Annotated in this window: 21 protein-coding genes; 6 read left to right on the top strand and 15 right to left on the bottom strand. The window is 32.7% G+C overall.

Annotation, left to right across the window (positions count from 1 at the left end):
- Positions 1–96 precede the first annotated feature (96 nt).
- Positions 97–1,497: an SMI1/KNR4 family protein gene (locus B8T70_RS08010; protein WP_242667438.1), complete on the top strand. Its 1,401-nt coding sequence runs from the start codon at positions 97–99 to the stop codon at positions 1,495–1,497.
- A gap of 121 nt (positions 1,498–1,618) precedes the next feature.
- Here the strand turns inward: B8T70_RS08010 and B8T70_RS08005 are convergent, their stop codons facing one another.
- From B8T70_RS08005 to B8T70_RS07990, 4 genes are all read right to left on the bottom strand, one after another.
- Positions 1,619–2,014 carry a tautomerase family protein gene (locus B8T70_RS08005; RefSeq protein WP_086894538.1) on the bottom strand — a complete coding sequence of 132 codons (396 nt, stop codon included), beginning with the start codon at positions 2,012–2,014 and terminating at the stop codon, positions 1,619–1,621.
- A gap of 94 nt (positions 2,015–2,108) precedes the next feature.
- Positions 2,109–2,621: a DUF421 domain-containing protein gene (locus B8T70_RS08000; protein WP_039114609.1), complete on the bottom strand. Its 513-nt coding sequence runs from the start codon at positions 2,619–2,621 to the stop codon at positions 2,109–2,111.
- 92 nt (positions 2,622–2,713) lie between these two features.
- Entirely contained in the window at positions 2,714–4,084 is a 1,371-nt protein-coding gene (gene rimK / locus B8T70_RS07995; protein WP_039114607.1) for a 30S ribosomal protein S6--L-glutamate ligase, read from the bottom strand.
- A 132-nt stretch (positions 4,085–4,216) separates the two neighbouring features.
- Positions 4,217–6,763 carry an ATP-dependent Clp protease ATP-binding subunit gene (locus B8T70_RS07990; RefSeq protein WP_039114606.1) on the bottom strand — a complete coding sequence of 849 codons (2,547 nt, stop codon included), beginning with the start codon at positions 6,761–6,763 and terminating at the stop codon, positions 4,217–4,219.
- A gap of 257 nt (positions 6,764–7,020) precedes the next feature.
- Between B8T70_RS07990 and gyrA the strand changes: the two genes are divergently transcribed.
- Together gyrA and B8T70_RS07980 are read left to right on the top strand one after the other, a co-directional pair.
- On the top strand, positions 7,021–9,666 hold the full coding sequence (gene gyrA / locus B8T70_RS07985; RefSeq protein ID WP_039114604.1) for a DNA gyrase subunit A: 2,646 nt from the start codon (positions 7,021–7,023) through the stop codon (positions 9,664–9,666).
- Positions 9,667–9,713: 47 nt separating this feature from the next.
- Positions 9,714–10,982: a tetratricopeptide repeat protein gene (locus B8T70_RS07980; protein ID WP_039120423.1), complete on the top strand. Its 1,269-nt coding sequence runs from the start codon at positions 9,714–9,716 to the stop codon at positions 10,980–10,982.
- A 97-nt stretch (positions 10,983–11,079) separates the two neighbouring features.
- Here B8T70_RS07980 and nth read toward each other — a convergent pair whose 3' ends face one another.
- From nth to B8T70_RS07965, 3 genes are read right to left on the bottom strand one after another with little or no spacing between them, the layout of a single operon-like run.
- On the bottom strand, positions 11,080–11,718 hold the full coding sequence (nth, locus tag B8T70_RS07975; protein ID WP_086894537.1) for an endonuclease III: 639 nt from the start codon (positions 11,716–11,718) through the stop codon (positions 11,080–11,082).
- 2 nt (positions 11,719–11,720) lie between these two features.
- A complete protein-coding gene (gene msrB / locus B8T70_RS07970) occupies positions 11,721–12,113 on the bottom strand; it encodes a peptide-methionine (R)-S-oxide reductase MsrB (RefSeq protein WP_039114599.1) in 393 nt (130 codons plus the stop codon).
- Between the two features lie 49 nt (positions 12,114–12,162).
- Positions 12,163–13,029, bottom strand: a complete 867-nt coding sequence (locus tag B8T70_RS07965; protein WP_039114598.1) for an alpha/beta hydrolase — start codon at positions 13,027–13,029, stop codon at positions 12,163–12,165.
- Between the two features lie 204 nt (positions 13,030–13,233).
- Between B8T70_RS07965 and B8T70_RS07960 the strand changes: the two genes are divergently transcribed.
- Positions 13,234–14,043, top strand: coding sequence for a M48 family metallopeptidase (locus tag B8T70_RS07960; RefSeq protein ID WP_039114596.1), 810 nt, complete (start codon positions 13,234–13,236; stop codon positions 14,041–14,043).
- A 110-nt stretch (positions 14,044–14,153) separates the two neighbouring features.
- Here the strand turns inward: B8T70_RS07960 and B8T70_RS07955 are convergent, their stop codons facing one another.
- Complete coding sequence (locus B8T70_RS07955; protein WP_039114594.1) at positions 14,154–15,851, bottom strand: hypothetical protein; 1,698 nt, start codon at positions 15,849–15,851, stop codon at positions 14,154–14,156.
- A gap of 292 nt (positions 15,852–16,143) precedes the next feature.
- Here B8T70_RS07955 and B8T70_RS07950 point away from each other — a divergent pair, with 292 nt between their 5' ends.
- Positions 16,144–17,475, top strand: a complete 1,332-nt coding sequence (locus B8T70_RS07950) for an MFS transporter (RefSeq protein ID WP_086894536.1) — start codon at positions 16,144–16,146, stop codon at positions 17,473–17,475.
- A gap of 57 nt (positions 17,476–17,532) precedes the next feature.
- Here the strand turns inward: B8T70_RS07950 and B8T70_RS07945 are convergent, their stop codons facing one another.
- The 7 genes from B8T70_RS07945 to B8T70_RS07920 form a co-directional block, all read right to left on the bottom strand.
- The gene (locus B8T70_RS07945; RefSeq protein ID WP_086894535.1) at positions 17,533–19,179 is read right to left on the bottom strand and encodes a serine hydrolase; all 1,647 of its coding nucleotides are present in this window, start codon (positions 19,177–19,179) and stop codon (positions 17,533–17,535) included.
- The gene (locus B8T70_RS23580; protein ID WP_123912086.1) at positions 19,100–19,381 is read right to left on the bottom strand and encodes a hypothetical protein; all 282 of its coding nucleotides are present in this window, start codon (positions 19,379–19,381) and stop codon (positions 19,100–19,102) included. Before B8T70_RS23580 ends, B8T70_RS07945 begins: the two co-directional genes overlap by 80 nt.
- Positions 19,382–19,429: 48 nt before the next feature.
- On the bottom strand, positions 19,430–20,554 hold the full coding sequence (locus B8T70_RS07940) for a serine hydrolase (protein WP_086894534.1): 1,125 nt from the start codon (positions 20,552–20,554) through the stop codon (positions 19,430–19,432).
- Between the two features lie 50 nt (positions 20,555–20,604).
- Positions 20,605–21,336, bottom strand: a complete 732-nt coding sequence (locus tag B8T70_RS07935; protein ID WP_039114592.1) for a head GIN domain-containing protein — start codon at positions 21,334–21,336, stop codon at positions 20,605–20,607.
- A 30-nt stretch (positions 21,337–21,366) separates the two neighbouring features.
- Positions 21,367–22,428 carry a hypothetical protein gene (locus B8T70_RS07930; protein ID WP_086894550.1) on the bottom strand — a complete coding sequence of 354 codons (1,062 nt, stop codon included), beginning with the start codon at positions 22,426–22,428 and terminating at the stop codon, positions 21,367–21,369.
- On the bottom strand, positions 22,412–22,948 hold the full coding sequence (locus B8T70_RS07925; RefSeq protein ID WP_086894533.1) for an anti-sigma factor: 537 nt from the start codon (positions 22,946–22,948) through the stop codon (positions 22,412–22,414). The genes B8T70_RS07930 and B8T70_RS07925 overlap by 17 nt, the downstream gene beginning before the upstream one ends.
- Positions 22,949–23,040: 92 nt before the next feature.
- Positions 23,041–23,595 (bottom strand): RNA polymerase sigma factor, encoded by a 555-nt coding sequence (locus tag B8T70_RS07920; RefSeq protein WP_035627285.1) that lies wholly within the window; start codon positions 23,593–23,595, stop codon positions 23,041–23,043.
- Between the two features lie 306 nt (positions 23,596–23,901).
- Here B8T70_RS07920 and lon point away from each other — a divergent pair, with 306 nt between their 5' ends.
- Positions 23,902–26,355 (top strand): endopeptidase La, encoded by a 2,454-nt coding sequence (lon, locus tag B8T70_RS07915; RefSeq protein ID WP_039114589.1) that lies wholly within the window; start codon positions 23,902–23,904, stop codon positions 26,353–26,355.
- Positions 26,356–26,656 lie beyond the last annotated feature (301 nt).

Here is a 26,656-nt window from a genome sequence, read left to right as displayed (position 1 = left end):
TGAAAGCTACAGGAGTAAAAAATCTTGTAGCTTTTTTGTTTGTTGAAATAATTTGTGCAAAAACTAAAATAGAGTACATTTATTCTATTCTAAAAATTGAACGAAGGAATAAAGATTAAAATGGAAGAATCGAATAGTAAGTTCGTAGCTGAACAAATAGAAAGGATTAAAAGTAAGTTAGTTGAAGCTAAACAGATAGATAAAGACTTAAAAGTATTTGGCGCTTCGAGCCATAAATATGCTTTGGGAGAAGTTGTAAGTAAAGAAGATATATTAAAGTTTGAAACCGAATACAGTGTAGAGCTTCCTAATTGTTATAAAGCATTTTTAATGAATATTGGTAATGGAGGGGAATCGTTTTCATTTTCGTCTGCAGGACCTTTTTACGGAATATACCCACTGGGAAAGAATGTAAATGATTTAATCTATGAAAATACTAAGGAGTATTTAAAAGGAGATTGTATCCTGTATCCTAAAATGTCAGATAAGTATTGGGACGATTTAATCGAAAATATAGAAGAAGATGCCATTTCAGATGACGATTATGAAAAGGAATTAGGCAAGATATATGGGGGATTGTTGCCTGTTGGTGAGCAAGGTTGTTCTTGTTATCATGCAATTGTTTTAAATGGAGATTTTAAAGGAAGAGTTGTGAATATTAATAGTGAAAGATATAATCCTCAGTTTACTTTCGAATTAAATTTTCTGGATTGGTATGAAAGATGGCTTGACGAAGTAATTTCGGGTGATTTAATGCAGGATAATGCAGGATGGTTTGGGTATAGAATAGGAGGTTCTTTGCAAGATATTCTAAAAATGTACTTTTCGACTAATGCTGATGAGGTGAAGAGCGATTGTTTGACAGGAATTTTGATCAAGCAAAAGCTAGATGCCGAGACATTAGATATAATCGAAGAAGAATATAAAATAAGTAATGGCGAAATTCAAAAAGAGTTACTTCAGATACTTACAAAATTTGATTATGAACGTGCGTATCCTTATTTAGTTGATTTTGCCGATGTGAGTTTATTGCATGTTTTTCAATTTGTATTTTGGTATGCAAAAGACAAAAGTTCAGATTGGCTAGGAGTAATCGAGTCGAATATGGAAATGATAAAAGACGACGAAACTTTTAGTTTTTGTGCGTATTTATTAAAAGAAATGAATATCGATTATAGCTATCTTATAGTTCCTTTTACTGAAAGGGATAATGAGAGTATAAAAGTTACTACATATTATATGCTTGGACAATTAAGTAATAAAGAAAATTATATTGATGCTTTTATTGTTGGGTTAAATGATGAATCAAACAGGGTTGTTCATACGGCTTTGCAAGCTTTAAATGGGATAGAAGACAAGAAGCTTTTAAAGCATTATAAAAGTATCGCAGAAAGATTTCCTGTAGAGCAAGATTATATTTTGGTAAATCTAAACCACAGACTTAAGCCGTTCGGGCTATCCAATATTACAATTAAAGATTTGGTTCTAGATGCTTAAAGTAATTTTAATTCTATAAAAAAAGAGGATAATTTCATTGGAATTATTCTCTTTTTTATGATTTATGCTTTCCTGCAAAGTTTTTTTTGACCTTGTAGGTATTTTAATGATTATTTCGATTTTAAACTTCAACTTTAAATCCTAGATCAACATCATATGCCGATTGTCCTCCTTGAACACCCCAACTTTCTTTCTGACTGTCTCTAACAACAATTAAAACATGGTCTTTTGGGATGCCTAATTCAGATAAGTTTTTAGTCATTTCACTGAATAGTTTTCTTTTCGCATCAATAGAACGTCCCGAAAATGCATCAACACTTATTAAAGTGTATAATTCAGGTTGAGTTTTAGTTGGTGAAACTGCAAATCTATGTGGCGGATGAACTAAAAGTCTGACGGTTTTATCTTCAGGTGGGATCTGAAAAGCTGTTACCATTGCTGAATGAACCGCATCGATAATTCTAGTACCTTCTTCTTCGTTATAGTCTTTTCTAACTTCTATTAAAATTGCCGGCATAATATTTTTGTGTTTGAGCTACTTGGTTTTAGTTGTTTTGACTGATGTTGATCCTTTTGACTTTATGACTTTTAAACTTTCGACTTACTTTTAACTACTTCTGAAAGTTTTTGTGATTGTGTTTTCGCTTGTATATTGTCTGCTTTAAATGATTTGTACTTTTTGAGATAATACTTATTGTACCATCTATTTCCAGCATGGCTAATTTTACCTCTTTATAATGTTCTACACCATGTTCCCGCATAGCTTCTTCAATTTCATCCGAAGATATATTTAATTTACTTAACGATTTAAAATCGATATGTCCATTATGAATGAGAACTTCAGGTTTTTCTAGCAAAAGATTATGTAGTCCTTTGTATTTGTAGGTAAGTTTTTTTAGAATATAATTAATGATAAACAATACGGCTGCTGCGGCAATTCCTCCTAAAAGGCTTGTGTCGCTACCAACCATTGCGTTCTGGACAGCATTACTAATCAATAATATCAGGATTACATCGGCAGTATTGAGCTGAGATAATTCCTTTTTTCCAAAAACACGTAATGCGATTACCATAAAAAAGTAAACCGAAGCACTGCGGATGACAATATCGAGATATGGATTCATTTTTTTAGTATTCGGTTTTTTAGTAACAGTGTTTAGTAACAGTATTCAGTTGCAGTAACTGAGACTGTAAACTGCAACTGTACACTAAAAACTTATCTAAGTTTAAAATTCTTTTCGATAGCTTTTATCATTTCACTGGCAACATCTTTATTAGTAGCTCCTTCAATTCCTTCTAAACCAGGAGAAGAGTTTACTTCTAGTAATAAAGGTCCTTTAGATGAACGTATAATATCTACACCAGCAACTTTTAAATCCATTGCTTTGGCAGCTTTTATAGCGATTCTTTTTTCTTCGCTAGTTATTTTTAATATCGATGCGGTTCCGCCTAAGTGAATATTTGCTCTAAATTCACCAGGCATAGCTTCACGCTGAATTGCTGCAACTACTTTTCCGTCGATTACAAAACAGCGTATATCTTTACCGTTTGCTTCTTTAATGAACTCTTGTACCAGAATATTAGCATTTAGGCTTTTAAAGGCATTTATAACACTTTCTGCAGCCTTTTTTGTTTCAGCTAATACAACGCCTTTTCCTTGAGTTCCTTCTAATAGTTTTACGATTAAAGGAGAGCCTCCAACCATTTTTATCAAATCGTCAGTATCCAAAGGAGAATTAGCAAAACCAGTTGTCGGAATATCAATTCCGCTATGCAATAATAATTGTAAAGAATATAGTTTATCGCGTGATTGGGTTATTGCTGAAGCAGAGTTTAAGCAAAAAACCTTCATGGCTTCAAACTGGCGTGTTAATGCACAGCCATAAAAAGTTATGCTTGGGCGAATACGCGGAATAATAGCATCAAATTCATTTAGAATTTTTCCGCCACGATAATGAATTTCTGGAGTTTTGGCATCGAGTTTCATGTAGCATTCTTTGATGTTCAAAAACTGCATGTCATGACCTCGCATTTCGCCAGCTTCCATGATTCTTTTGTTGCTGTATAATTCAGGATTACTAGCCAAAAGACCAATCCGTAAACCGGAACTTGCTTTTTCAGAATTTTGATATAATTCTTTTAGCGTATCAGATGAAGGTTGTCCTAAAAGATATTTTTCCTCAGGATCAACAAGTACTCTGCCGCTCATTGCTTCTCGACCTAAAAGCATCCTGAAACCCATCGAATCTCGATTGGTTAAAGTCATTTCTATAGGCCATTTAGTATCACCAATTTTTAAGCTGGTTTGTATAACATAGCGTTGCTCTCTAAAACCGCTAGAGCTTTTTACAACCCTTTTGTCTACTAGCGGAGCTTCGCAATGTATTATTGTTTTTGTATTGTTTTGTATCGGATTAATATCAAATTTAACCCAATTTGCATCATTTTTTATAAAAGGAGCTATGTTAATGGCATGCATCGCCGAGGTTTTTGCACCCGAATCTACACGTGCTTTAATTGTAGGGATTCCCAATTCAGGAAATGAGCACCATTCTTCGCTACCTAAGATGACTTTATTTTGAAGCATAATTTGATTTGTTTTACTTAATCAAAAGTAAATATTTGTTTTTAATAATTGACCGATTTCATATAAAGAATAAACCCGTTATGTTATAAAAAACGTAACGGGTTTATGATTTGTTATAAAAAATAAATTATATTATTGATTTGTTGGTTCTTCTGCTTTATGAACATCAACAGTAAGTTCTTGTGATTCTTCATTTAAATCAATTAAGATTTCATCGCCTGAAGTAATTTTAGAAGTAATTATTTCTTCTGCCAATATATCTTCAACGTATTTCTGAATCGCTCTTTTTAATGGTCTTGCTCCAAATTGCTTATCGAAACCTTTATCTGCGATGAAAGCTTTGGCTTTATCAGTAAGATTTAATTTGTAACCTAACTCTTCTACGCGTAAGTATAGTTTTTTAAGTTCAATTTCGATAATCAAATCAATATCGCTTTTCTCTAAGCTATTGAATACAATAACATCATCAATTCTGTTTAAGAATTCTGGTGCAAATGTTTTCTTCAATGCATTTTCGATAATGCTTTTAGAATTATCATCGGCTTGAGCAATTTTTGCAGCAGTTCCAAATCCTACTCCTTGACCAAAATCTTTTAATTGTCTTGCTCCAACATTTGAAGTCATGATAATTATAGTGTTTTTAAAGTCAATTTTTCGACCTAAACTATCTGTTAAATAACCATCGTCTAGAACTTGAAGCATCATGTTAAATACATCTGGATGTGCTTTTTCAATCTCATCTAAAAGTACCACACAATAAGGTTTTCTACGAACTTTTTCGGTTAATTGTCCACCTTCTTCGTAACCAACATATCCCGGAGGCGCTCCAACTAAACGAGAAATAGCAAATTTCTCCATGTATTCGCTCATATCGATACGTACTAAAGCATCTTCAGAATCGAATAGTTCTTTTGCCAGAACTTTTGCTAGTTGTGTTTTACCAACACCAGTTTGTCCTAAGAAAATGAATGATCCAATAGGTCTGTTTGGGTCTTTAAGACCAGCTCTGTTACGTTGTATAGAACGAGCGATTTTTAAAACAGCTTCGTTTTGACCAATTACTTTGTCTTGAATTAATTCAGGAAGTTTGGCTAATTTGTTGCTTTCTGTTTGTGCAATTCTGTTTACAGGAATTCCTGTCATCATAGATACTACATCGGCAACATTATCTTCGGTTACAAGAATTCTATTATTTTTAGAGTCTTCTTCCCATTGTTCCTGAGCTATAGCTAGTTCTTTTTCGATACGTTTTTCGTCATCGCGAAGTTTAGCAGCTTCCTCGTATTTTTGTTTTTTAACAACTACGTTTTTCAGCTCACGGACTTCTTCTAGTTGGCGTTCTAAATCCAGAATTTGTTTTGGAACATCAATATTAGTAATATGTACACGAGATCCAGCCTCGTCAAGAGCATCAATAGCTTTGTCTGGTAAGAAACGCTCCGACATGTATCGGTTTGTTAATTTTACACAAGCTTCGATTGCTTCTGGAGTATATGTTACGTTGTGGTGATCTTCGTATTTGTCTTTGATGTTGTTTAAGATTTCAATTGTTTCTGCAACAGAAGTTGGTTCTACAATTACTTTCTGGAAACGTCTCTCTAAAGCACCGTCTTTTTCTATATATTGTCTGTATTCATCAAGTGTTGTTGCTCCAATACATTGGATTTCTCCTCTTGATAAGGCAGGTTTAAACATATTCGAAGCGTCTAGAGATCCAGTTGCCCCTCCAGCACCAACGATAGTATGAATTTCGTCGATAAAAAGGATGATATCATCATTTTTCTCTAACTCGTTCATTACGGCTTTCATTCGTTCTTCAAACTGACCACGATATTTGGTTCCTGCTACAAGGCTTGCTAAGTCTAGGGTAACTACACGTTTGTGAAATAAGATACGGGATACTTTTTTCTGAACAATACGCAAGGCTAGTCCTTCGGCAATAGCAGATTTTCCTACTCCAGGTTCACCGATTAATAAAGGGTTGTTCTTTTTTCTACGGCTTAAAATTTGCGAAACGCGTTCAATTTCTTTCTCACGCCCTACAACAGGATCTAGTTTTCCTTCCTCTGCCATTTCTGTTAAATCTCTCCCAAAATTATCTAGAACTGGTGTTTTTGATTTTTTGTTGGACTTATTGGCTGGATTATTAAAACTTCCTTCTTTAAGACTGTCATCTTGTCCTGAATCATCATTATATGATTCGTTTCTTGGCAAGTTTTCTAAAAATTCTTCTTCGCTTGGAGTCATATTTAAGTATTGTTCTTTAGCTATATCATAATCTATTTTCAGCTTATTCAATAGCTTGGTTGTTGGATCGTTTTCGTTTCGTAAGATGCATAAAAGCAAGTGTGCCGTACTAATAGATGAACTCTGGAATACTTTGGCTTCTAGAAATGTAGTCTTTAGCGCTCTCTCAGCTTGACGTGTGAGGTGCAGGTTTTTTTTCTCTACATTGACTTCGGCACTAAGATTGGCAGGGCTCAGTATTTCGACCTTCCTACGTAAATGCTCTAAATCGACTGCTAGGTTATTTAATATATGAATGGCTTTTCCGTTTCCATCCCTTAAAATGCCTAGCATCAAATGTTCAGTACCAATAAAGTCGTGACCCAATCTTAAGGCTTCTTCTTTACTGTAGGTAATAACATCTTTTACTCTTGGTGAAAAATTATCATCCATAATATATAATTAGTATTGTAAATTTAGTGAATTAGTGTATGAAAAACAAAAACCATACCCATTAGAAACTCATGTCAGCTAAGGGACGAAAAAAATAATAATAAAAGAGTTAAATAAGATTTAAATTATTAACTAAAATGTAAAATAAAGTTGTTAATAAATCATTGAAATAAGTAGGGGAAAATACCCTCAAAAATTTCAAAAAGGCGTATATTGGCACGTTTTGAAACTAATATAATTTTTTAATATAACAACTTATGTCTGAAGGAGAAAAGTTAATTCCTATTAACATAGAGGATGAAATGAAATCAGCTTACATCGATTATTCGATGTCAGTAATCGTATCAAGAGCACTTCCAGATGTTAGAGATGGCTTGAAACCAGTGCATCGAAGAGTTCTTTACGGAATGTATGACTTAGGAGTAACATCAAAATCTGCCCACAAAAAATCTGCGAGAATCGTAGGGGAGGTTTTAGGTAAGTATCACCCACACGGAGATACTTCAGTATATGATGCCATGGTACGTATGGCTCAAGAATGGAGTTTACGTTATTTATTAGTGGATGGCCAAGGTAACTTTGGTTCTGTAGATGGAGATAGCCCGGCAGCAATGCGTTATACGGAGGCTAGAATGCGTAAGATTTCAGAAGAAATAATGGCTGATATCGAAAAAGAAACAGTTGATTTTCAATTGAACTTTGATGATACTTTATATGAGCCTAAAGTAATGCCTACCAGAGTTCCTACCTTATTGGTTAACGGAGCAACAGGTATTGCAGTTGGTATGGCTACAAATATGCCACCACACAACTTAACAGAAGTTATCAATGGTACATTAGCGTATCTTGACAATAACGATATTGAAATTGACGAATTAATTACTCATATTAAAGCTCCCGATTTTCCAACAGGAGGTATAATATATGGTTACGAAGGCGTTCGTGAAGCATTTAAAACAGGTAGAGGACGTATTGTAATGCGTGCCAAAGTAGGTTTTGAAGAGGTAGATGGTAGAGAATGTATCATCGTTACCGAAATTCCATACCAAGTTAATAAAGCAGAAATGATCAAACGTACTGCTGATTTGGTAAATGATAAAAAAATCGATGGAATTGCAAATATCCGTGACGAGTCGGATAGAAACGGTATGCGTATCGTTTATATCCTAAAACGTGATGCAACTCCTAATGTAGTTTTAAATACATTATATAAATATACGTCATTACAATCCTCTTTTAGTGTAAATAATATTGCACTGGTAAAAGGTCGCCCACAAATGTTGAATCTAAAAGATATGATTCACTATTTTATTGAGCACCGTCATGATGTTGTAGTTCGTAGAACAAGATTTGAATTACGTAAAGCAGAAGAAAGAGCTCATATCTTAGAAGGTTTAATTATTGCATCTGATAATATTGATGAAGTAATTGCTTTAATAAGAGGTTCGAAAAACACCGAAGAAGCTCGTGAGAAATTAATCGAAAGATTTAAATTATCAGATATTCAGGCACGTGCAATCGTAGAGATGCGTTTACGTCAATTAACAGGTCTGGAACAAGACAAGTTAAGAGATGAGTATAATGAATTGATGAAATTAATCGATCATTTGAAAGCATTATTAGCAGATGTAGACTTAAGAACTAATTTGATTAAAGAAGAACTTATCGAAATCCGTGATAAATACGGAGATGCCCGTCGTTCATTAATTGAATATTCTGGTGGAGACGTAAGTATCGAAGATTTAATTGCCGATGAGAATGTTGTAATTACAATTTCGCATGCAGGTTATATCAAGCGTACAAACTTAACAGAATATAAGACACAAAATAGAGGAGGAGTTGGACAAAAAAGTGCAGGAACAAGAGATCAGGATTTCCTTGAGCATATGTTCGTAGCGACCAACCACCAATATATGATGTTCTTTACCCAAAAAGGAAAATGTTTCTGGATGCGTGTTTATGAAATTCCAGAAGGAAGTAAAACGGCAAAAGGTAGAGCAATTCAAAACTTAGTAAACATTGAGAGCGATGATAAAGTAAAAGCTTTCATTTGTACACAAGACTTAAAAGATAAAGATTATATCAATAGTCATAATCTTGTAATGGTAACTAAAAAAGGACAGGTTAAGAAAACTTCTTTAGAGAAATATTCTAAACCTAGAGTAAATGGTGTTGCTGCAATTACAATTAAAGATGGTGATGAATTACTTGAAGCTAAATTAACTAACGGAGAAAGTCAAATTATCTTAGCTGTTAAGTCAGGTAAATTAGTTCGTTTTGAGGAAACTAAAACGCGTCCGATGGGAAGAACAGCTTCTGGAGTTCGTGGAATTACCTTAAAAGATGATACTGATGAAGTAATTGGTATGGTTACTGTTGATAAAGACAACGTTAACGATTCACAAATCCTTGTTGTAACTGAAAACGGATACGGTAAACGTACTAAATTAGTTGATGATGATGGAGAAGATGTTTACAGAATTACTAACCGTGGAGGAAAAGGAGTGAAAACTCTTAATATTACCGAAAAAACAGGTAAACTTATCTCTATTAACGCAGTTACAGATGCTGATGATTTAATGATTATCAATAAATCTGGATTAACAATTAGAATGGCTATTGAAGATTTACGTGTAATGGGTCGTGCAACGCAAGGTGTTCGATTAATTAACCTTAAAGGTAAAGATTCTATTGCAGCTGTTACTAAAGTTATGAAAGATGATGTTGCAGAAGTTATTGTTGACGAAGATGGTAATGTTATCGAAAGTGTTATCGAAAGAGTAAAACCAGATTTAGAAGTTCTTGAAGACGATGGAGTTGTTGAAGACGATGAAGACGACGAAGATGATGTTGAGGACGAAGACGGAGATGATTCAGAAGAAGAGGAAGAGTCTGAAGAATAAATAATAAGAACCCAACAAACAATTTAAATAAATCAAAAATTAGAATTATGAAAAGTAAATATGTAATACTAGCGTCAGCATTATTGATATCGGTAGCTACTTTTGCTCAAAAAGATCAAATTAAAGACGCTGAAAAAGCATTAAAAAATGGCGATTCTAAATCGGCTATTACTATTCTGGATGCAGCAGATTACCTAATTGTAAATGCAAAAGATACTGAGCAAGCTCAATATTATTTCGTAAAAGGAAATGCTTATTTAGACATGGCAAAAAAAGGAGTAGAAGAAAGTAAATACCTTCTACTTGCTGCAGATGCATATAAAACATTAATTGATACTGAAAAAACATCAGGAAAAGTTAAATATTCAACTCAGGCTGCTGCTTCAATTACTGATATCAAAGGAAGATTGATTAATGGAGCTATAGCAGATTCAAAAGCTAATAAAAATGCTGATGGTGCAAAAAAAATATATGATGCTTATTTGTTAGACAAAAAGGATACTATTAATTTGTATTATGCTGCTTCTACTTATGTAAATGCAGGAGACTATACAGCTGCTTTACCTTTGTATGAAGAATTAAAAAAACTGAACTACTCAGGAAAAGGAACAGCTTACTTAGCAACAAACAAAGCTTCAGGAGAAGAAAATGCATTTAATACTGCAAGTGAAAGAGATCTTGCTGTTAAGATTGGAACTCATGAAAAACCAAGAGTAGAAGTTTCTCCTTCTAAAAGAGGTGAGATTTATAAAAACATCACTCTTATTCTAGTTCAAAGTGGTAAAATTGAAGAAGCTAAAAAAGCAGTAGCTGAAGCTAGAGCTGCTAATCCAGAAGATTCTTCATTAATCTTGACTGAGGCAAATTTATACTTAGAAACTAAGGACTTTGAGACTTATAAAAAATTAATCGGTGAGGTTTTGAAAAACAATCCAAACGATCCTGATTTACTTTTTAATTTAGGTGTACTTAGCGGAAATGCTAAAAATGCTGCTGATGCTGAGAAATATTACACTAAAGTAATCGAAATCAAGCCTGATTATACTAATGCTTATATTAACCTGGCTGCATTAAAATTAGAGGACGAAAAGCCTATAATTGATGAAATGAATAAGCTTGGAACATCTGCAAAAGATATGAAGCGTTATGATGAATTGAAAGCTAAAAGAAATAATCTTTTTAAAAGCACAATTCCTTATCTTAAAAAAGCTTCTGAGTTAGATCCTAAAAATGAGGATATTTCTAAGACACTTTTAAACGTTTACAGCGCACTTGAAATGACAGCTGAATACAAAGCATTGAAAGCAAAAATGTAAAATTATTTTGCAAGCATAAAAAAACCGAGACATATATCTCGGTTTTTTTATGCTTTGTAAAGATGTAGCGCAGTGCATCTTTTTTCTCTATTAATTTTTAAGAACTGAGATAATAATTGCAATGTGAGTTAATCAGACATTCATTGCATTTTGGTTTTGGACGACAAATTTCTCTTCCTAAAAATGATATTGCCATTCCTATTTCTCCCCAAATATCCTTTGGTAAAATCTGCATTAATTCTTTCTCTACTTTATTACCGTCTTTAGATTCCTTTGTTAATCCAATTCTTGGAGCAACTCGTATAACGTGTAAATCAGCAATAATTCCTTCTGCAGGTTTTTTCGATTCTCTCAAAATTACATTTGCAGATTTTCGACCAATACCTTTTAAAGCAACCAGATCTTTCATCGTCATCGGGATGTTTTCATCTTTTTTAAGAGTATTTGCAATTTCTATTAACCATTCCGCTTTCGTTCTGTAGTTTCTAACTTTACTAATGTCAGCAAAAAGTTCTTCCAGACTTGTTGCAGCAAGACTTTGCATATTTGGATATTTAGCAAAGAATGTAGGTGCAATGGAGTTAATATTTGCATCAGAATCTTGTGCAGACAATATGAGCATTACAAGCAGCTGATACGTGTTTTTATAATCCAAAGGATGTTTTCTTCCCTTATATTTAGCAAGAAGAGGCTCTAGATTTTCTTTCCAATTTGGCGAATCTCCAAATAAATCCATGACTATTTGTCTTTAAAATCTATCGATAAGGAATTTACACAATAACGTTGTCCAGTTTCAGTCGGACCATCGTTAAATACATGTCCCAAGTGACTTCCGCAATTGGCACATAAAATTTCAGTTCTTTTCATACCATGGCTCACATCCGAGATATATTCTACTTTACCTGGAATCGATTCGTCAAATGAAGGCCATCCACAATGTGCATCAAATTTTGAGTTGCTCTCAAACAAAAGTTCATTACAAGCACCACAACAATAAACGCCTTTTTCGAAATGAAGATTGTATTCTCCAGTATGCGGGCGTTCAGTTCCTTTTTGGCGAAGTACTTGATAACGGTCATTACCAAGTTGCTCTCTCCATTCTTGTTCTGTTTTTTCGATTGGATATTTCATGTGTTTTATTTTAATTTATTTTATCAAAAAGTAAGACTAACAAAATTAGTTACTTATGTTCGATAAATTGTACGGTTTTATTAATAACATTAGTATTGCCTAATATTTTTCGATGACCTAATCCTTCAGTTAATATTAGTGTACCATTTTGTAAATGTTCATTAATATGAATTCCAGCTTTTACGGCAACTTCAGGGTCATCTTTATCATGAATAACCAAGACAGGAATAGTTACAGCTGCTGCGGCTATATATGCCGAAAAATCATTCATTTTTATGTTGTGCTTTTCTTCAAAATAGTCACGTAAACGAATGCCTATTTCTGGTTTTAATTCTAGTTTAGCAACAAAGTCATCAACAATATCCTGAACAATATCACCGCTACCAATAAGTACTGCTCGATTAATCTTTAGTCCCTGCTTAATAGCGTTTAATACAGACATACCGCCTAATGAATGCCCGACTGCAGCTACAAAAGGACCATATTGTTTTTCAATCTCTAAGATTGAAGCAATAAAATCTACCATATGAGTAGTTTTTCCAGGAGATTTTCCGTGAGCAGGAGCGTCAAAACTTATGGTTTCATAACCATGCTTAAGTAGTTCATCGGCAATCTTAAATAATTGCGTTCCGCGGCCTGACCAACCATGAACCAATAGAATCTTTTTTTGGCTTTGGCCAAACTTATAAACAACAACTTCTTTATTAATCGCAGGAACTTTTATTGTATTCTGGATGCTTTTATGATCCATTTCTAGTTCTCTTTTCGGAACTTTATGTTTTATTGGAGTTATAAAAAGTTTTATTGCATAGGAAGTAACCCACTTAGGTGAAATGAAATTAAGGAGTTTGCCTGTAAATATTATAAATTGAGGAACTTTTAATGATTCTGCAGGGCTAGGCTTTTTTTTAGACATTATAATACGTTTTAAGGAGCTTTTGTTGTAATCAAATTTTAAAAATATAAAAGTAACACAATTAATAAAATCTATTGATAAGTTATAATTTAATAAATGTGCGATGCATAGGATAATAATCTAATTATGATATTTTTTAAACGAATTGTATAAAAAATGAATTTAGAATAATCGTATTTTTGTATGTCATTAAATGTAAAAGTCATGAGAAATAAATTATTGTTGGGAATATTCACTATAGCTTCAGTGTATTCATGTGCAGTAAATCCTGTTACGGGAAAAAAGAGTCTTAATTTTGTTTCTAATAGTGAGTTATTTCCATCTTCGTTTCAGCAGTACAATACTTTTATTAAAGAAAATAAAGTAATTACAGGAACTGCCGATGCTAAGCGAGTTGAAGTTGTTGGAATGAAAATTAAAGCAGCAGCCGAGAAATATCTAACTTACTTAGGACAATCTCAATATCTTAAAGATTATCGCTGGGAATATAAATTGGTAGATAATAAAGAGGTGAATGCCTGGTGTATGCCAGGAGGTAAAATTGTAGTTTATTCTGGTATTTTGCCAGTAACTAAAGATGATGCTGGTTTAGCAACAGTTCTAGGGCATGAGGTTTCGCATGCTTTGGCTAATCACGGTGCACAACGTATGAGTGCAGCTCAATTACAACAATTAGGTGCAGTAGGAGTTGCTGCAGTAACAGGTAGCCAGAGTGCTGACAAGCAAGAAATGTGGCAAAAATATTATGGAATTGGCTCACAAGTAGGAGTGATGCTCCCATTTAGCCGAAATAATGAAAGTGAAGCTGATAAGATAGGGTTAACGCTTATGGCAATTGCAGGATATAACGTAGATGAATCTATAGCTTTTTGGAAAAGAATGTCGGCTCAATCTTCGGGACAAACGCCAGAATTTCTTAGTACACACCCATCTGATGCTACTAGAATTGCTAATTTAAATGCGTTAATTCCAGAAGCAAAAGCTACAGCGCTTAAAGTTGGTATTATTAAGTAAAAAGAATTTATAGGTTTTGAAATATATAATTAAAAACCTTGGAATAAATTAAAACAAAAAAGATTGACCTTTTAAAGTCAATCTTTTTCTATTTAGTATTTGTTTGAATGTTATTTTGTAACAGTCATTTGTGGGTATACGCTATTTGTTGCTGGGTTAATAACTCCAGTAGCTAGGTAACCATTAGCATCTTTAATAGTAATATTTTTGATATTACTTGTTTTTGCTACACTAAGAATATTGATTTTTCTGAATGGAATACAAAGATTGAATTTAAAACTATTTGCTGTGATATCCTTTGCAGCAACCGTTACTTTTTTGGCAGTTTCTAATACAGTTCCTGTATCCGAATATACATCATAAGTAACTTCTAAGTTACCAGAAGAGAGTACTTTACCAGTAATTGGGTATTTGTAATCTAAAGTAACATCAAAACCATAAGAATAAAGACCACTACAAGGTAATGCAGAAGTTTTAACTGATCTGAAATTAGATACGGTCATGGTTTTTTTGTATTCTCCAATATTCCATAATACTTTGTTTTCTTTAAATAATTCTGTAGTATAAACAGTTAATCCTAAAGCTCCAAAAGAGAAAGTTCCTGAAGAATAGAAATTTCCTGTAGAAGCAAAAGCAGATGGTTGAGTTAAACTTCCGTTTCCAATAGTAAAGCTGTTTATTCCGAATACAATATTTCCTTTTACATCTAAAATATTAGAATCTAATAATTGAATTTTAGGTTTGATTGATATTTTCATATCCGTACTAACTTCTCCTGCTAAATCACCTTCAGTAATTTTTGAATTTGTGATAGTATTTTCATAGATAAAATGACTCTTTTTTCCAGGAATACCATTATAATAAGCAAATCCTATTTTGAATATTCCATTTGAATTAATGGCAAAATGAGAACTTTTTGATAAGTTAGCTTCAACTTCCATTGGGAAAGCAATTTCATCAATACTTATTTTTGCAGGAATATCTCCTAAAAGATCTCCAGCAGGAATAGTAACATCTATTTGTACTTTTTTAAGTAAGTCTAAAAGATTTGCAGGAACATTATCGATTAGGTTATAAGAGTATTTTTTATTTACAGCTCCAGCAAAGTTATAATATGGGTTGATAGCGCTGTTAATTTGATAATACACTTCAATTTCGTTAGGAAGTAATTTAGACTTTCCGAATCCTATTTTCATGCTAAGAACTGAATTTACAGAAGTATTTGGACTCATAGAGAAACCGTCAGCCTTATATTCAGTGATGTTATTGAAAATGTCATAAGTAAAACTGTTGTCATAATTACCTCTTGCAGTAAGTAATGAAGTGTTTTTAGATCTTAAAGCTTTTTCATTTTCTTGTACATCCATCGATAGTTCAATAGAACCACCTTGAAATAAATCCCCTATATGAGCATCAGCTGTTTTCAGTGAGTAGCTATTATTGTTCTTAGTAACACTAGCTATTGTTCTGAAATATACTTTACCTTCATCAGATGTTAAGTAAATTAAGTTTCCAGCAATAAGTTTTTCAACTACGTCAGAAGTTGAAGTTTCAATTTCGAAATTACCACTTTTCATTTCTGCCTCTGAGCTAGTAATTATAGCATTTTCAGAAGAAATTTTTGTTAAATCTGGGTTTACAGTTAAGTTTTGGAGTTTATAAGTTACCCCATCTGCAGATCCGGACGCATTGATTACTTTGGTAGGATCAGTAACGGTCGAGGAAAGGTCTTTGCTCAAATCATTATCATTGGAACATGATGTAAGCGTCATAAAACCAGCAATAAATAAGTAGAAGATTTTTTTCATGATTTATTTTTTTTAAATTCGAAACAAAATTACCCAGACATAAATCTTAAAATTACCTCAAAAGATTATTAAAATGTTTAAATAAGACTATATTTTGCTTTTGAATTAAGACGTGTTTTGTTTTAAGAAAACATAACTATTTTTTAAGCTTTTTATCGAGTTGTAAAATGATGTGGTTGAGAAGGATAAAAAATTATCAACAACAGGTTATTTAATGTATGTTTTTTCAGAAATCTATTTAATTACAAATAATAAATAGATAAATTCGCAGCCTATTAACGAAACTATTTTTATGAAAAACTTACCAAAAGGTGATAAGAAATTATTAAATGCGTGGGCATTTTATGATTGGGCAAACTCGGTTTATACTCTGACTATAGCATCGGCAGTATTCCCAATATTTTACGAAGCTTTGTTTGCAGAACGTGATCATTACATTCATGTTTTTGGGATGAATCTTAAAAATTCTGCTTTAATTAGTTTTATAACTGCGATGGCCTTTTTGGTTGTTTCTTTTATTTCCCCGTTATTATCAGGAATTGCTGATTATGTGGGAGACAAAAAAACATTTATGAAGTTCTTTTGCTATATGGGAGCCTTATCTTGTATGGGACTATATTGGTTTAACCTTGAGAATATATACGTAGGATTAGCATTTTATTTTCTGGGATTACTGGGATATTGGGGAAGTTTGGTTTTTTATAATTCGTATTTGCCAGATATAGCTTTTGTAGAGCAGCAGGATAAGATTAGTGCCAAAGGATATTCTTTAGGATATATAGGTAGTGTTGTTTTATTACTTCTCAATTTAGCTATGATAATGAAACCAGAGTGGTTTGGAATTGAAGGAACAGAAACAGAAAAAGCTTCAAATGTGGCTATGCGTTATTCCTTTTTAATGGTAGGAGTTTGGTGGATATTATTTAGTCAGTATACCTACTATTATTTACCAAAAGGAAGTAAAGATAAAGGAGAAAAATTAACTAGATCTGTAATTTTTAATGGCTTTAAAGAATTAAAAAAAGTCTGGGCATTATTGAAACAAAATATTCCTTTACGAAGATATTTGGGCGGATTTTTCGTTTCAAGTATGGCAGTTCAAACCGTTATGCTTGTTGCTACTTATTTTGGAGCACAGGAAATTCAATGGTCATCCGAAGAAGAAAGCACTATTGGGTTAATTAAATGTATTTTAATAATTCAATTAGTAGCTGTTATTGGTGCTGTATTTACTTCGAGAGCTTCTGCAAAATTTGGAAATATTCCAACCTTGATTGTAATTAATATTATTTGGGCAATTTTTTGTGCACTAGCTTTTTTCATCACATTACCAATTCATTTTTATGTGATGGCTACAGTTGCTGGATTTGTAATGGGAGGTATTCAAGCGTTGTCACGTTCTACGTATTCCAAGTTATTACCTGAAACAGAAGATACTGCTTCATTCTTTAGTTTTTATGATGTGGCTGAAAAAGTTGGAATTGTAATCGGAATGTGTGTTTACGGTATAATTGATCAAATAACGGGAAGTCCGCGCGCAGCGATTGTAATTTTAGGAATCTTTTTTGTAGTAGCTATTTTTCTATTAAGAAGAATACCTAAAAATGACATGGTAAATAAGTAAAATATAATTATAAGATAATTACTTCGCCACTATTAATATGTTGTGGCGAAGTAAAAATTATTTGTTTATTCTGTTTTCGATTTTAGCGAGCATTTGCTTGGCATTATCATTTTTAGGATTTAATTCTAGTGATTTTTGATAGTTCTTTTTTGCAAGATTTAGATTCCCAGTCAATTCATAAATTTCCCCTAAGCTGTCGTATGTATTAGCTGAATTTGGGTATTCATTACAATTAAGAGCGAAAATTTGAATAGAAAGATTCGTCTGATTTTTGTTGTAAAAACTATACCCTAAATTGTTTAATGTATTTTCAAAATTGAAATCTGGATATTTTAATCTCAATTTATTGAATTTGGCAACAGCCATTTCAAAATTAGCATCACTAAAAATTTCGATTGTTTCTGTTTGAGGAGTTCTTATTTGATCCAGCGTGAGTTCTAGATCTTTTACCTTATAACCTTGGCGAGAAATAGTTATTCCTTTTAATTCATTACTTCCGTTTAAGTTAAATTGAATGGTATTTGGATAATTATTAATCTTAAAAGTATTGTTTCCTATATAGTACATTTTGCTTTTGTCCTCATCAAAATTTTCTTTTAAAAACGGAGAGTTGAGGTATAGCTTTTTGTTCTCTTCAAATATTTGAGTAGTTCCCATTCTGTCATATCCATATAAGATTTCAGTATAATATCCTTTTATAGCTTTGCTTAACGCCAAAGGAATATCCTTTGTAGTTTTTTCATTAATAGGTGTATACCAATTAAGTTTATTAATGACTTCTTTCTCTACATAGCTCATTACAGGTAAACGATTAGGTTTATCACCATTTGCCAAAATAGCTATTCCGTTACCATTTGTCATTGTGCCTAATAATTCTCCGCCTGTTCCAGTGTTAGAACCATCATGAGAGAACCAATCTTGATTTCCCCATCCCAGACTTCGTTGCCAACCGTAACTCCAGCCTCTGGCACCGTTAAGGGTAACAATGTTGGTAACTTTTTTGGCAACAGCCGTAGAAATTACTTTATTTCCTTTTCCTAATAAAGCCTTTTGCATTTCGATGGTAATTGTTGCCAAATCAGTAGGAGTAGACCATAAGCCTGATGGCGCTACTTGAGGCGTTATAGGGATTCCTGTTCTAATGATTTTGCCTTTGCTATTATGTACTTTGGCAATGTTGGTTAAAAATCCTTTTTCATTAGGCTGTAACATTGTTGAGTTTTGCAACTTTAAAGGATCAATAAGGTACTCTTTTACAATTTCGGCAAGTGGTTTGCCAAGATGATCTTCGAGAGCGCATTGAATAATTACATAACCACCACCGCTATATTCCCAATTAGTTCCTGGTTTAAATAGGAATTTAATTGCCTCTTTAGACCTTGGAAGTAATTTTCCTTGTAAACTCTCTACAATTGTCGGTATTGAATCTCCTGTGTAATAATCTTCAAAACCTCCCTGACTTGTTCCAGCAGTATGAGATAAAAGTTGTTTCCACGTTACATCGATATCTTTTGTAAAATCACTTTTTGGTAATTGCCATCTTTTAAGATATTTAGAAATTGGATCATCTAGGTTAATTATGCCTTTTTCTTCTAGAATTGCACAAACTATTGCGGTGATAGGTTTAGAGATTGATGCTGTTGAAAATGCGGTATTTGGATTGACTTTTTTCTTCAGAATCTGATGCTTTTGTTCCCCATTCATTTGTCCAGATTATTTTATAGTTTTCAAAAACAGCAACACTCAGTCCTTTAAGGTTATACTTTGTCATTAATGATGCAGTGCTAGCCTTTAGGCTATCTAGGGCGATGATTTTATTTGCTGGTTTTTCCGTATATTCTTTTTTTTGCCCAAAAGACAGGGCACAAGAAAGCACCAGAAGGAAAATATAAATTATCCGTCTCATTTTTATCGAGTTTTAAAGGTTTTTTTTAGGGATTATATCCCTTCGGTTTTATTTGCTGGAATTTTTTAAATCGGTCAATAAACCTAGAGATGCAGCTTCAAGGTAAGTGCCTGAATTGTTATCGCTTTGATTCATAATAATTATAAAACCTAAATTATATTCAGGATATATTTTCAGCATATTTTGCGTGCCATTAGAGCCACCATCTTTGGCATAACTAAGCTTTTTGTTGCTATCTTCCTGAATTTCCCAAAAATAGCCCATATCACCATTTACATAGATTCTTCGATGCGATTCTATTACAACCTTATTGGTCGTATCTAATTCAAATTTTATGAATTTGATTAAATCACTCATCGTTGATTTTAGCATTTTTGAAGCTCCCCAAAGATTGCTTGATAAATTTGTCATTAACAATCCACTTCCGTTATAACCATTAGCAAGAACATCATTAGGAGCTAATTTTACCTTTGTGTTTTTCATTCCTGCTTTGTCAAAAATCACCTGACGCAATAGGTCTTCATAATTTTTTTTGTAAATATTTTCCAAAATATGTGCACATAATTCGGGACCTAAAGCTCCGTATTTAAACGCTGGGCTTGAGCCTGGTAAAGTATCAACTTTTACTTTTCTTAAAGCGTTAAAAAAATCAGTTTTGGTATAAGATTTATCTAGCCTGTTTTTATGAACAAGAAAGCTATCAGGGCTAAATTTTTGTCTTATTTCTTTGGTATCAGGAAAGGGAGTTAGAATTCCGCTTCGGTGTGTAATTAGATTTTTTATTTTGATAGGAGTTCCTTTAAATTCTAAATTCGGGAATCCTTCATTGAGATACTTTCGAATATCATCGTCTAATTTTAATTTTCCATCTAAAACTGCATTTGCAACAAGAGTTCCTGTAAATACTTTAGTAGTAGACGCTATTTCAAATAGCGTTTCGTTTGTGGCTTTATTCCCTTTTCCTTTATCTATTTCGCCATAATGTTTGGTATACGTTTTACCGTCTTTTATTACACCAATAGAAACCGAATAGGCTTTTGAATCTTTTAGTAATGCATTGGCATTTTTATCTATAGATGCGAAAATTTCTTTTTCGCTAAGAGTGTTTATTTTTTGCTGACTTGAGCATGAAAAACCAATGCTTAATAAAAAAGCAATAATTATATTTTTCATAGTTAGTTTTTTTTGTTTAATAATTATTGCTTCTTTGGGATCTTTATTTTTTAGGCTTTCGAGATACTTCCCGAACCACTTACTTTGGTATCTTTTGTTTTAGGATCTCCCTTATATTGAATATCACCTGAACCCGAAACTCTGGCTTTTAGGTTTTCGCTACAAAAAACTTTGCTGTCACCAGATCCAGAAATGGTAATATCTACATTTTTAGCTTTTAATGCATCTGAATCGATATCGCCAGAACCAGACAATTTTGTTGTGAAATTTCCAGTATTTCCTTTTAAAACAACATCTCCGGAACCGCTTACGGCAAGGTTAAATGAAGTTGTGTCAACATCTAGATCTAAATTTCCTGAGCCTGATAACGCTGCCGAAAAAGAATCAGATTTTATTGTACTTTTAGATCTTACATCTCCAGATCCTGAAAGTGTAACACTAGATATTTTTTCGAAAGGAATAGTTAGTTGGATGTTTTTACCCATGCTCGAACTAATATTTTTGTTTTTTTCGGTGTAAATTTTAAGCACATTGCCTTCAACTTCAACTTTAATATACTGTTGTAAATTTTCTTCGGCTTTAACTATAATTGCACCTTCTTTTCCTGCAACTAAATCGACATCAAACGATCCCATTACTTTAATATCATCATAAGAGCCAGTTGAGCGAGTATTGGTTACAACTTTTCCATTTCCTTTTATGCGTTCTTTAGACCATTGTGCATTGGCAACTGTACTTAAAAAGAATACGCTACAAACTAATAATTGAATTGATTTTTTCATTTTTTGATTGATTTTTAATGATTTATTATTTTATTGTTTTTTAACTAATGATATACTTCCATAACTTGAGATAAGAACGACTTTGTTTTGTCCTTTTTTCTTGTAAAATCCGTCGATTTTTTTTGCATTACTCTTTTCTTCACTGTTAGAAATCTGAAGAGAAGAATCGGTTTTTATGCCAGAATACCTTGCCGAAATATCAAAGTCGAAAGCATAGTTGCTATCATATCCCAGTGATATATCCGAATATCCAGAGGTAACATTTATATTATTGGCTTTTTCGTTTATGATTCCTACAGCCAGATTACCATAATTAAGATCTATGCTTAATGTATTTAAAATTTCACCAATATTAACAGTCAGATAATTTCCTGCTCCTGCAATAGAACCCATTTTCTGAAATTTAAATGTTCCGTAATTACAATCGTACCTAATATTCTGACCATCCCCCATAACAATATCAGTATAATTGGTGTCAAGATTAATTCTTCCAGCACTATTAATTTTAAGTCCTGAATATCTAGCTTCTAGATTTCCGTTTTTAATATATTGTATGCTAGAGTTTTGACAATATTCTATATGAATTGTATTTGCATTCCCATTTAATCTGCCCAGGTTTACTTTTCCATATTTACAAAAGATATCTGTAGTTGATGCTAAATCTCCTGTAGTGATATTTCCATATTTATTATTAAGCTTTACAGTTCCATTTTTCGGGATTTTTAAGGTGTAATTAATCTCAAAACTATTATTACTCCCTTTGCTTTTGTATGTTGAGTTCCCAATGCTTGTGCTGGCAGTAAGCATTGATTTTAATGCTGTGATATTTACATTGATACTGTTTAATTTTTCGTTTACCCAGTTTTCATTGTTTCCAGATACTTTTATAATTACTTCAATATCGATTTTATCTTCATCCCAGGTTGTAACCGTAATATTTCCGTATTTACTGTCGATATCTATTCCGGCATCAGAGTTAACGATATAGGTTTTTTTGATAACTTTTTGCTTTGTCGAATAACCATCGTCGTTTGCAAATCCTAAAAAGGGAATTATCAGTAATAAGATAAGGAAGTTATAGTGTTTTTTCATGAGTGCTGTTTTTAAATTTTTCATTTTCGTCAATACGGGTTAATACATTTTGCAAGAATGAAATACGGGTTTGTAAATTGCTAATCATAGCGTAAATAATCTGTTTGTTTTCGCCGTTTTTTTGTAGTTCGGTAATGATTTTTGCATAATCATTATCCATAACTTTCATTTGTTTAAGGGCATCGCTAATTATTTGCTCGTTTTCGGGCGATTTCTTGTCATGAAGTTTTTCAAGTTCATTGGCAATTAGAGCTCCAAAAATCGAATCAGTTCTTTTGGTTTCCTGTGAGGCAAATTTTAATTCTTTTGGTTTTTGATTTACATTAAAAAACACAGAAATCCCCAGCATAAGTACTATCGAAGCTGCGATAGCATATGTAATTGTATAATTCTTTTTCGGTTTTGTTTTCTTTAATTTATTTAAAAAATCTGCTTCATGTTGGGGTTCCATCTCCTGAATATCCCACTGATTTTCAAATTTTTCAAATAATTGGTCTAGTTTGTCATTTTCCTTTTTCATATATCCAAATTTTTATTTTTTAGAGGTGATATATAGTATCGCCTTTTTGATAATTAGTTCTTTGTTTCCACAAAATTGTTTAAGTGGCGATTTCATATCTCCTCTAATTTTTTTCTTAAACTGTTTTTAGCTCTGTTCAATGTAGTCCGGCAATTGGCATAGCTAATAGTAAGTATTTCACTTATTTCTTCTTGATCGTACCCTTCAATATAAAATAAGGTCAAAACCATTCGATAGTTATCCTTTAAGCTTAAAATAGCTTCCATGACTTGTTTTACCTTCAGAGAATCCAGATCTAGATTTTCAGAAAAGAAACTATCATTTTCCTCTATTTTGTATAAAGTCTTACTAAGATCTTCTATTTGAAACTTATTGTTTTTTTTGTAAAAATCAATACTGTAATTAATTACGATTTTCTTGAGCCAGGCTCCAAAAGCGACTTCTTGTTTATAGTCATCAATTTTGGTGAATGCTTTAAGAAAAGCTTCTTGCATAACATCTTGAGCATAGTGTTCGTCTTTTACAATACGATACGCAACATTATACATGGCTTTACAGTATCTGTTGTATACTTCAAATTGTGCTTTTTGATTCTTTTGTTTGCACAATGTTATTAATTCTTCGATATTTTGGTTAGTTATATTCAAGTAGCGTCTAATGGTTTTTATTAATGACGGTGGTTTTTTTGGTTTGTTACACTTTTGATAAAATTAAATGTAAATTTTTTATAAAAGTTTTTTTGAGGCTTTAATTTAAAGCGAAACTTTCTATATTGCCGATTCTTAAAAATCAAAGTCGTTGTTTGCATTTGTTTGGCACAATGATTGTCTATTTTTATAGTTATGCAAATAAATTAAGCTCCTGTGGCGTTTTTATTTGAGATTAAGCAAGTTTATTCGATAATTTGCGATTTGAATTTATTTTTTTAATGACAAAACGACTTATATTATACTATGTCAAATCATAAAATACTTACTATTGACAATCTGTCACTTCAAGAATTTGATTCTGAAGCCGAATTAATACCGTTATTGACTCCTGAAGATGAGGAAGAAATGAATAACGAAGAATTACCTTTTTCGTTACCAATTTTACCTTTACGCAACACTGTTTTATTTCCAGGAGTTGTTATTCCTATTTCTGCGGGTAGAGATAAATCTATAAAACTTATAAATGATGCAAATGCGGGTGATAAAATCATCGGAGTTGTATCTCAGATAAACGAAGAAGACGAAGATCCATCCAAAGATGATATTCATAAGGTAGGAACAGTTGCGAGAATTCTTCGTGTCTTGAAAATGCCTGATGGAAACATCACGGTTATTTTACAAGGAAAAAAACGTTTTGAAATTGCTGAGGTAATTTCTGAAGAACCTTATATTACTGCAAATGTAAAAGAGGTTGAAGAAACGCGTCCAGATAAAAACGATACAGAGTTTAATGCTATTGTTGATTCTATAAAAGAATTAGCAATCCAGATTATTAAAGAAAGCCCAAGTATCCCATCTGAAGCTACATTTGCAATTAAAAATATTGAGAGCCAATCATTTTTAATCAATTTTGTTTCGTCGAATATGAATTTATCGGTGAAAGAAAAACAAGGATTACTTTCGATAAATGGCTTAAAAGATCGTGCGCTTGAAACGTTACGTTACATGAACGTTGAGTTGCAAAAATTAGAACTGAAAAACGATATACAATCAAAGGTTCGTTTTGATTTAGATCAGCAACAACGCGAATATTTCTTGCATCAGCAAATGAAAACCATTCAGGAAGAATTGGGTGGCGTTTCGCAAGAGGAAGAAATGGACGAGATGAGTCTAAAAGCTAAAGAAAAGATTTGGGATGAGAAAACGCAAAAACATTTCGAGAAAGAATTGTCTAAAATGCGAAGAATGAATCCGCAATCGCCAGATTTTGGTATTCAAAGAAACTACTTGGAGTTATTTCTGGAATTACCTTGGGGAACATTCTCTAAAGATAATTTTGACTTAAAACATGCTCAAAAAGTATTAGATAGAGATCATTTTGGTTTAGAAGAAGTAAAGAAAAGAATGATTGAGCATTTGGCAGTTTTAAAATTGCGAAATGACATGAAATCACCAATTATATGTTTAACAGGACCTCCGGGAGTTGGTAAAACATCGATAGGAAGATCTGTTGCCGAAGCTTTGGGTAGAGAATATGTACGTATTTCGCTTGGTGGATTACGTGACGAAGCCGAAATACGTGGACACAGAAAAACATATATTGGAGCAATGCCAGGTAGAATAATCCAGAGTTTGAAAAAAGCTGGAACTTCTAATCCAGTTTTTGTTTTAGACGAAATCGATAAATTATCAAATAGTAATAGCGGTGATCCATCATCAGCTTTACTAGAAGTTTTAGATCCAGAACAAAACAATGCTTTTTATGATAACTTCCTTGAAATGGGGTATGATTTATCTAAAGTAATGTTTATTGCAACTTCTAATAATATGTCGGCTATCCAACCAGCGTTGAAAGACAGAATGGAAGTTATCAAAATGTCTGGATATACAATTGAAGAAAAAGTAGAAATTGCACGTAAGCACTTGTTTCCAAAACAACTTTTGGCTCATGGTTTAACCGCAAAAGATTTGACTATTGGAAAAAAACAATTAGAAAAAATCGTTGAAGGATATACCAGAGAATCAGGTGTTCGTAATCTTGAAAATAAAATGGCTCAGGTAATCCGTAATGCTGCTAAATCGGTAGCGATGGAGGAGGAGTACAATAAAAAAGTAACCGACGAAGATATCGTTAAGATATTAGGTGTACCAAGATTAGAGCGTGATAAATATGAAAGCAATGATGTTGCTGGTGTAGTAACAGGACTAGCTTGGACAAGTGTTGGTGGAGATATTCTTTTTATAGAATCATTAATATCCGAAGGAAAAGGTTCTTTGAGCATTACAGGGAATTTAGGAACTGTAATGAAAGAATCGGCTACAATTGCATTAGAGTATATTAAGGCAAATGCTAAGAAACTAGGATTAAACCCAGAATTGTTCCAGAAATATAATATTCATATTCACGTACCAGAAGGAGCAACTCCTAAAGATGGTCCGAGTGCAGGTATTGCAATGTTAACTTCATTAGTGTCATTATTAACACAAACTAAAGTGAAGAAAAATACTGCAATGACTGGAGAAATCACTTTGCGTGGAAAAGTATTGCCAGTAGGCGGAATCAAAGAAAAAATATTGGCTGCCAAAAGAGCTAACATTAAAGAGATTATTTTATGTCATGAAAACAAAAGTGATATTGACGAAATAAAACCAGAATATTTAGAAGGTTTAACTTTTCATTATGTGAAAGAAATGAGCGAAGTTTTAGCACTTGCTTTAACAGATCAGAAAGTTAAAAATGCTAAAGATTTGAAATAAAAGACAATTCAAAATCTGAAATAAAATTCCAGATTCTAAACGATATAATAAAAAGTTTAGGGTTTGGAATTTTTTATTTGATACATAGAAGATTTAAGTAAATTTTCACCATTAAGTAATTAAGAAAAGTTAAGTATTCGGGACGAGAAGAAATCCGTGTTTATCCGTATTTTCGCTTTAGCGAATCCGTTTAATCCGTGTGTCATTTGCGCTGAATTTTCACCATTAAGTAATTAAGAAAAGTTAAGTATTCGGGACGAGAAGAAATCCGTGTTTGTCTGTGTTTTCGCTTTAGCGAATC

The sequence above is a fragment of the Flavobacterium sp. AJR genome, assembly GCF_002156885.1.
In the GTDB taxonomy this organism is placed as follows: Bacteria; Bacteroidota; Bacteroidia; order Flavobacteriales; family Flavobacteriaceae; genus Flavobacterium.
Note: the sequence above shows the minus strand (reverse complement) of the source record. Positions and strands in the feature narration are given on the sequence as shown.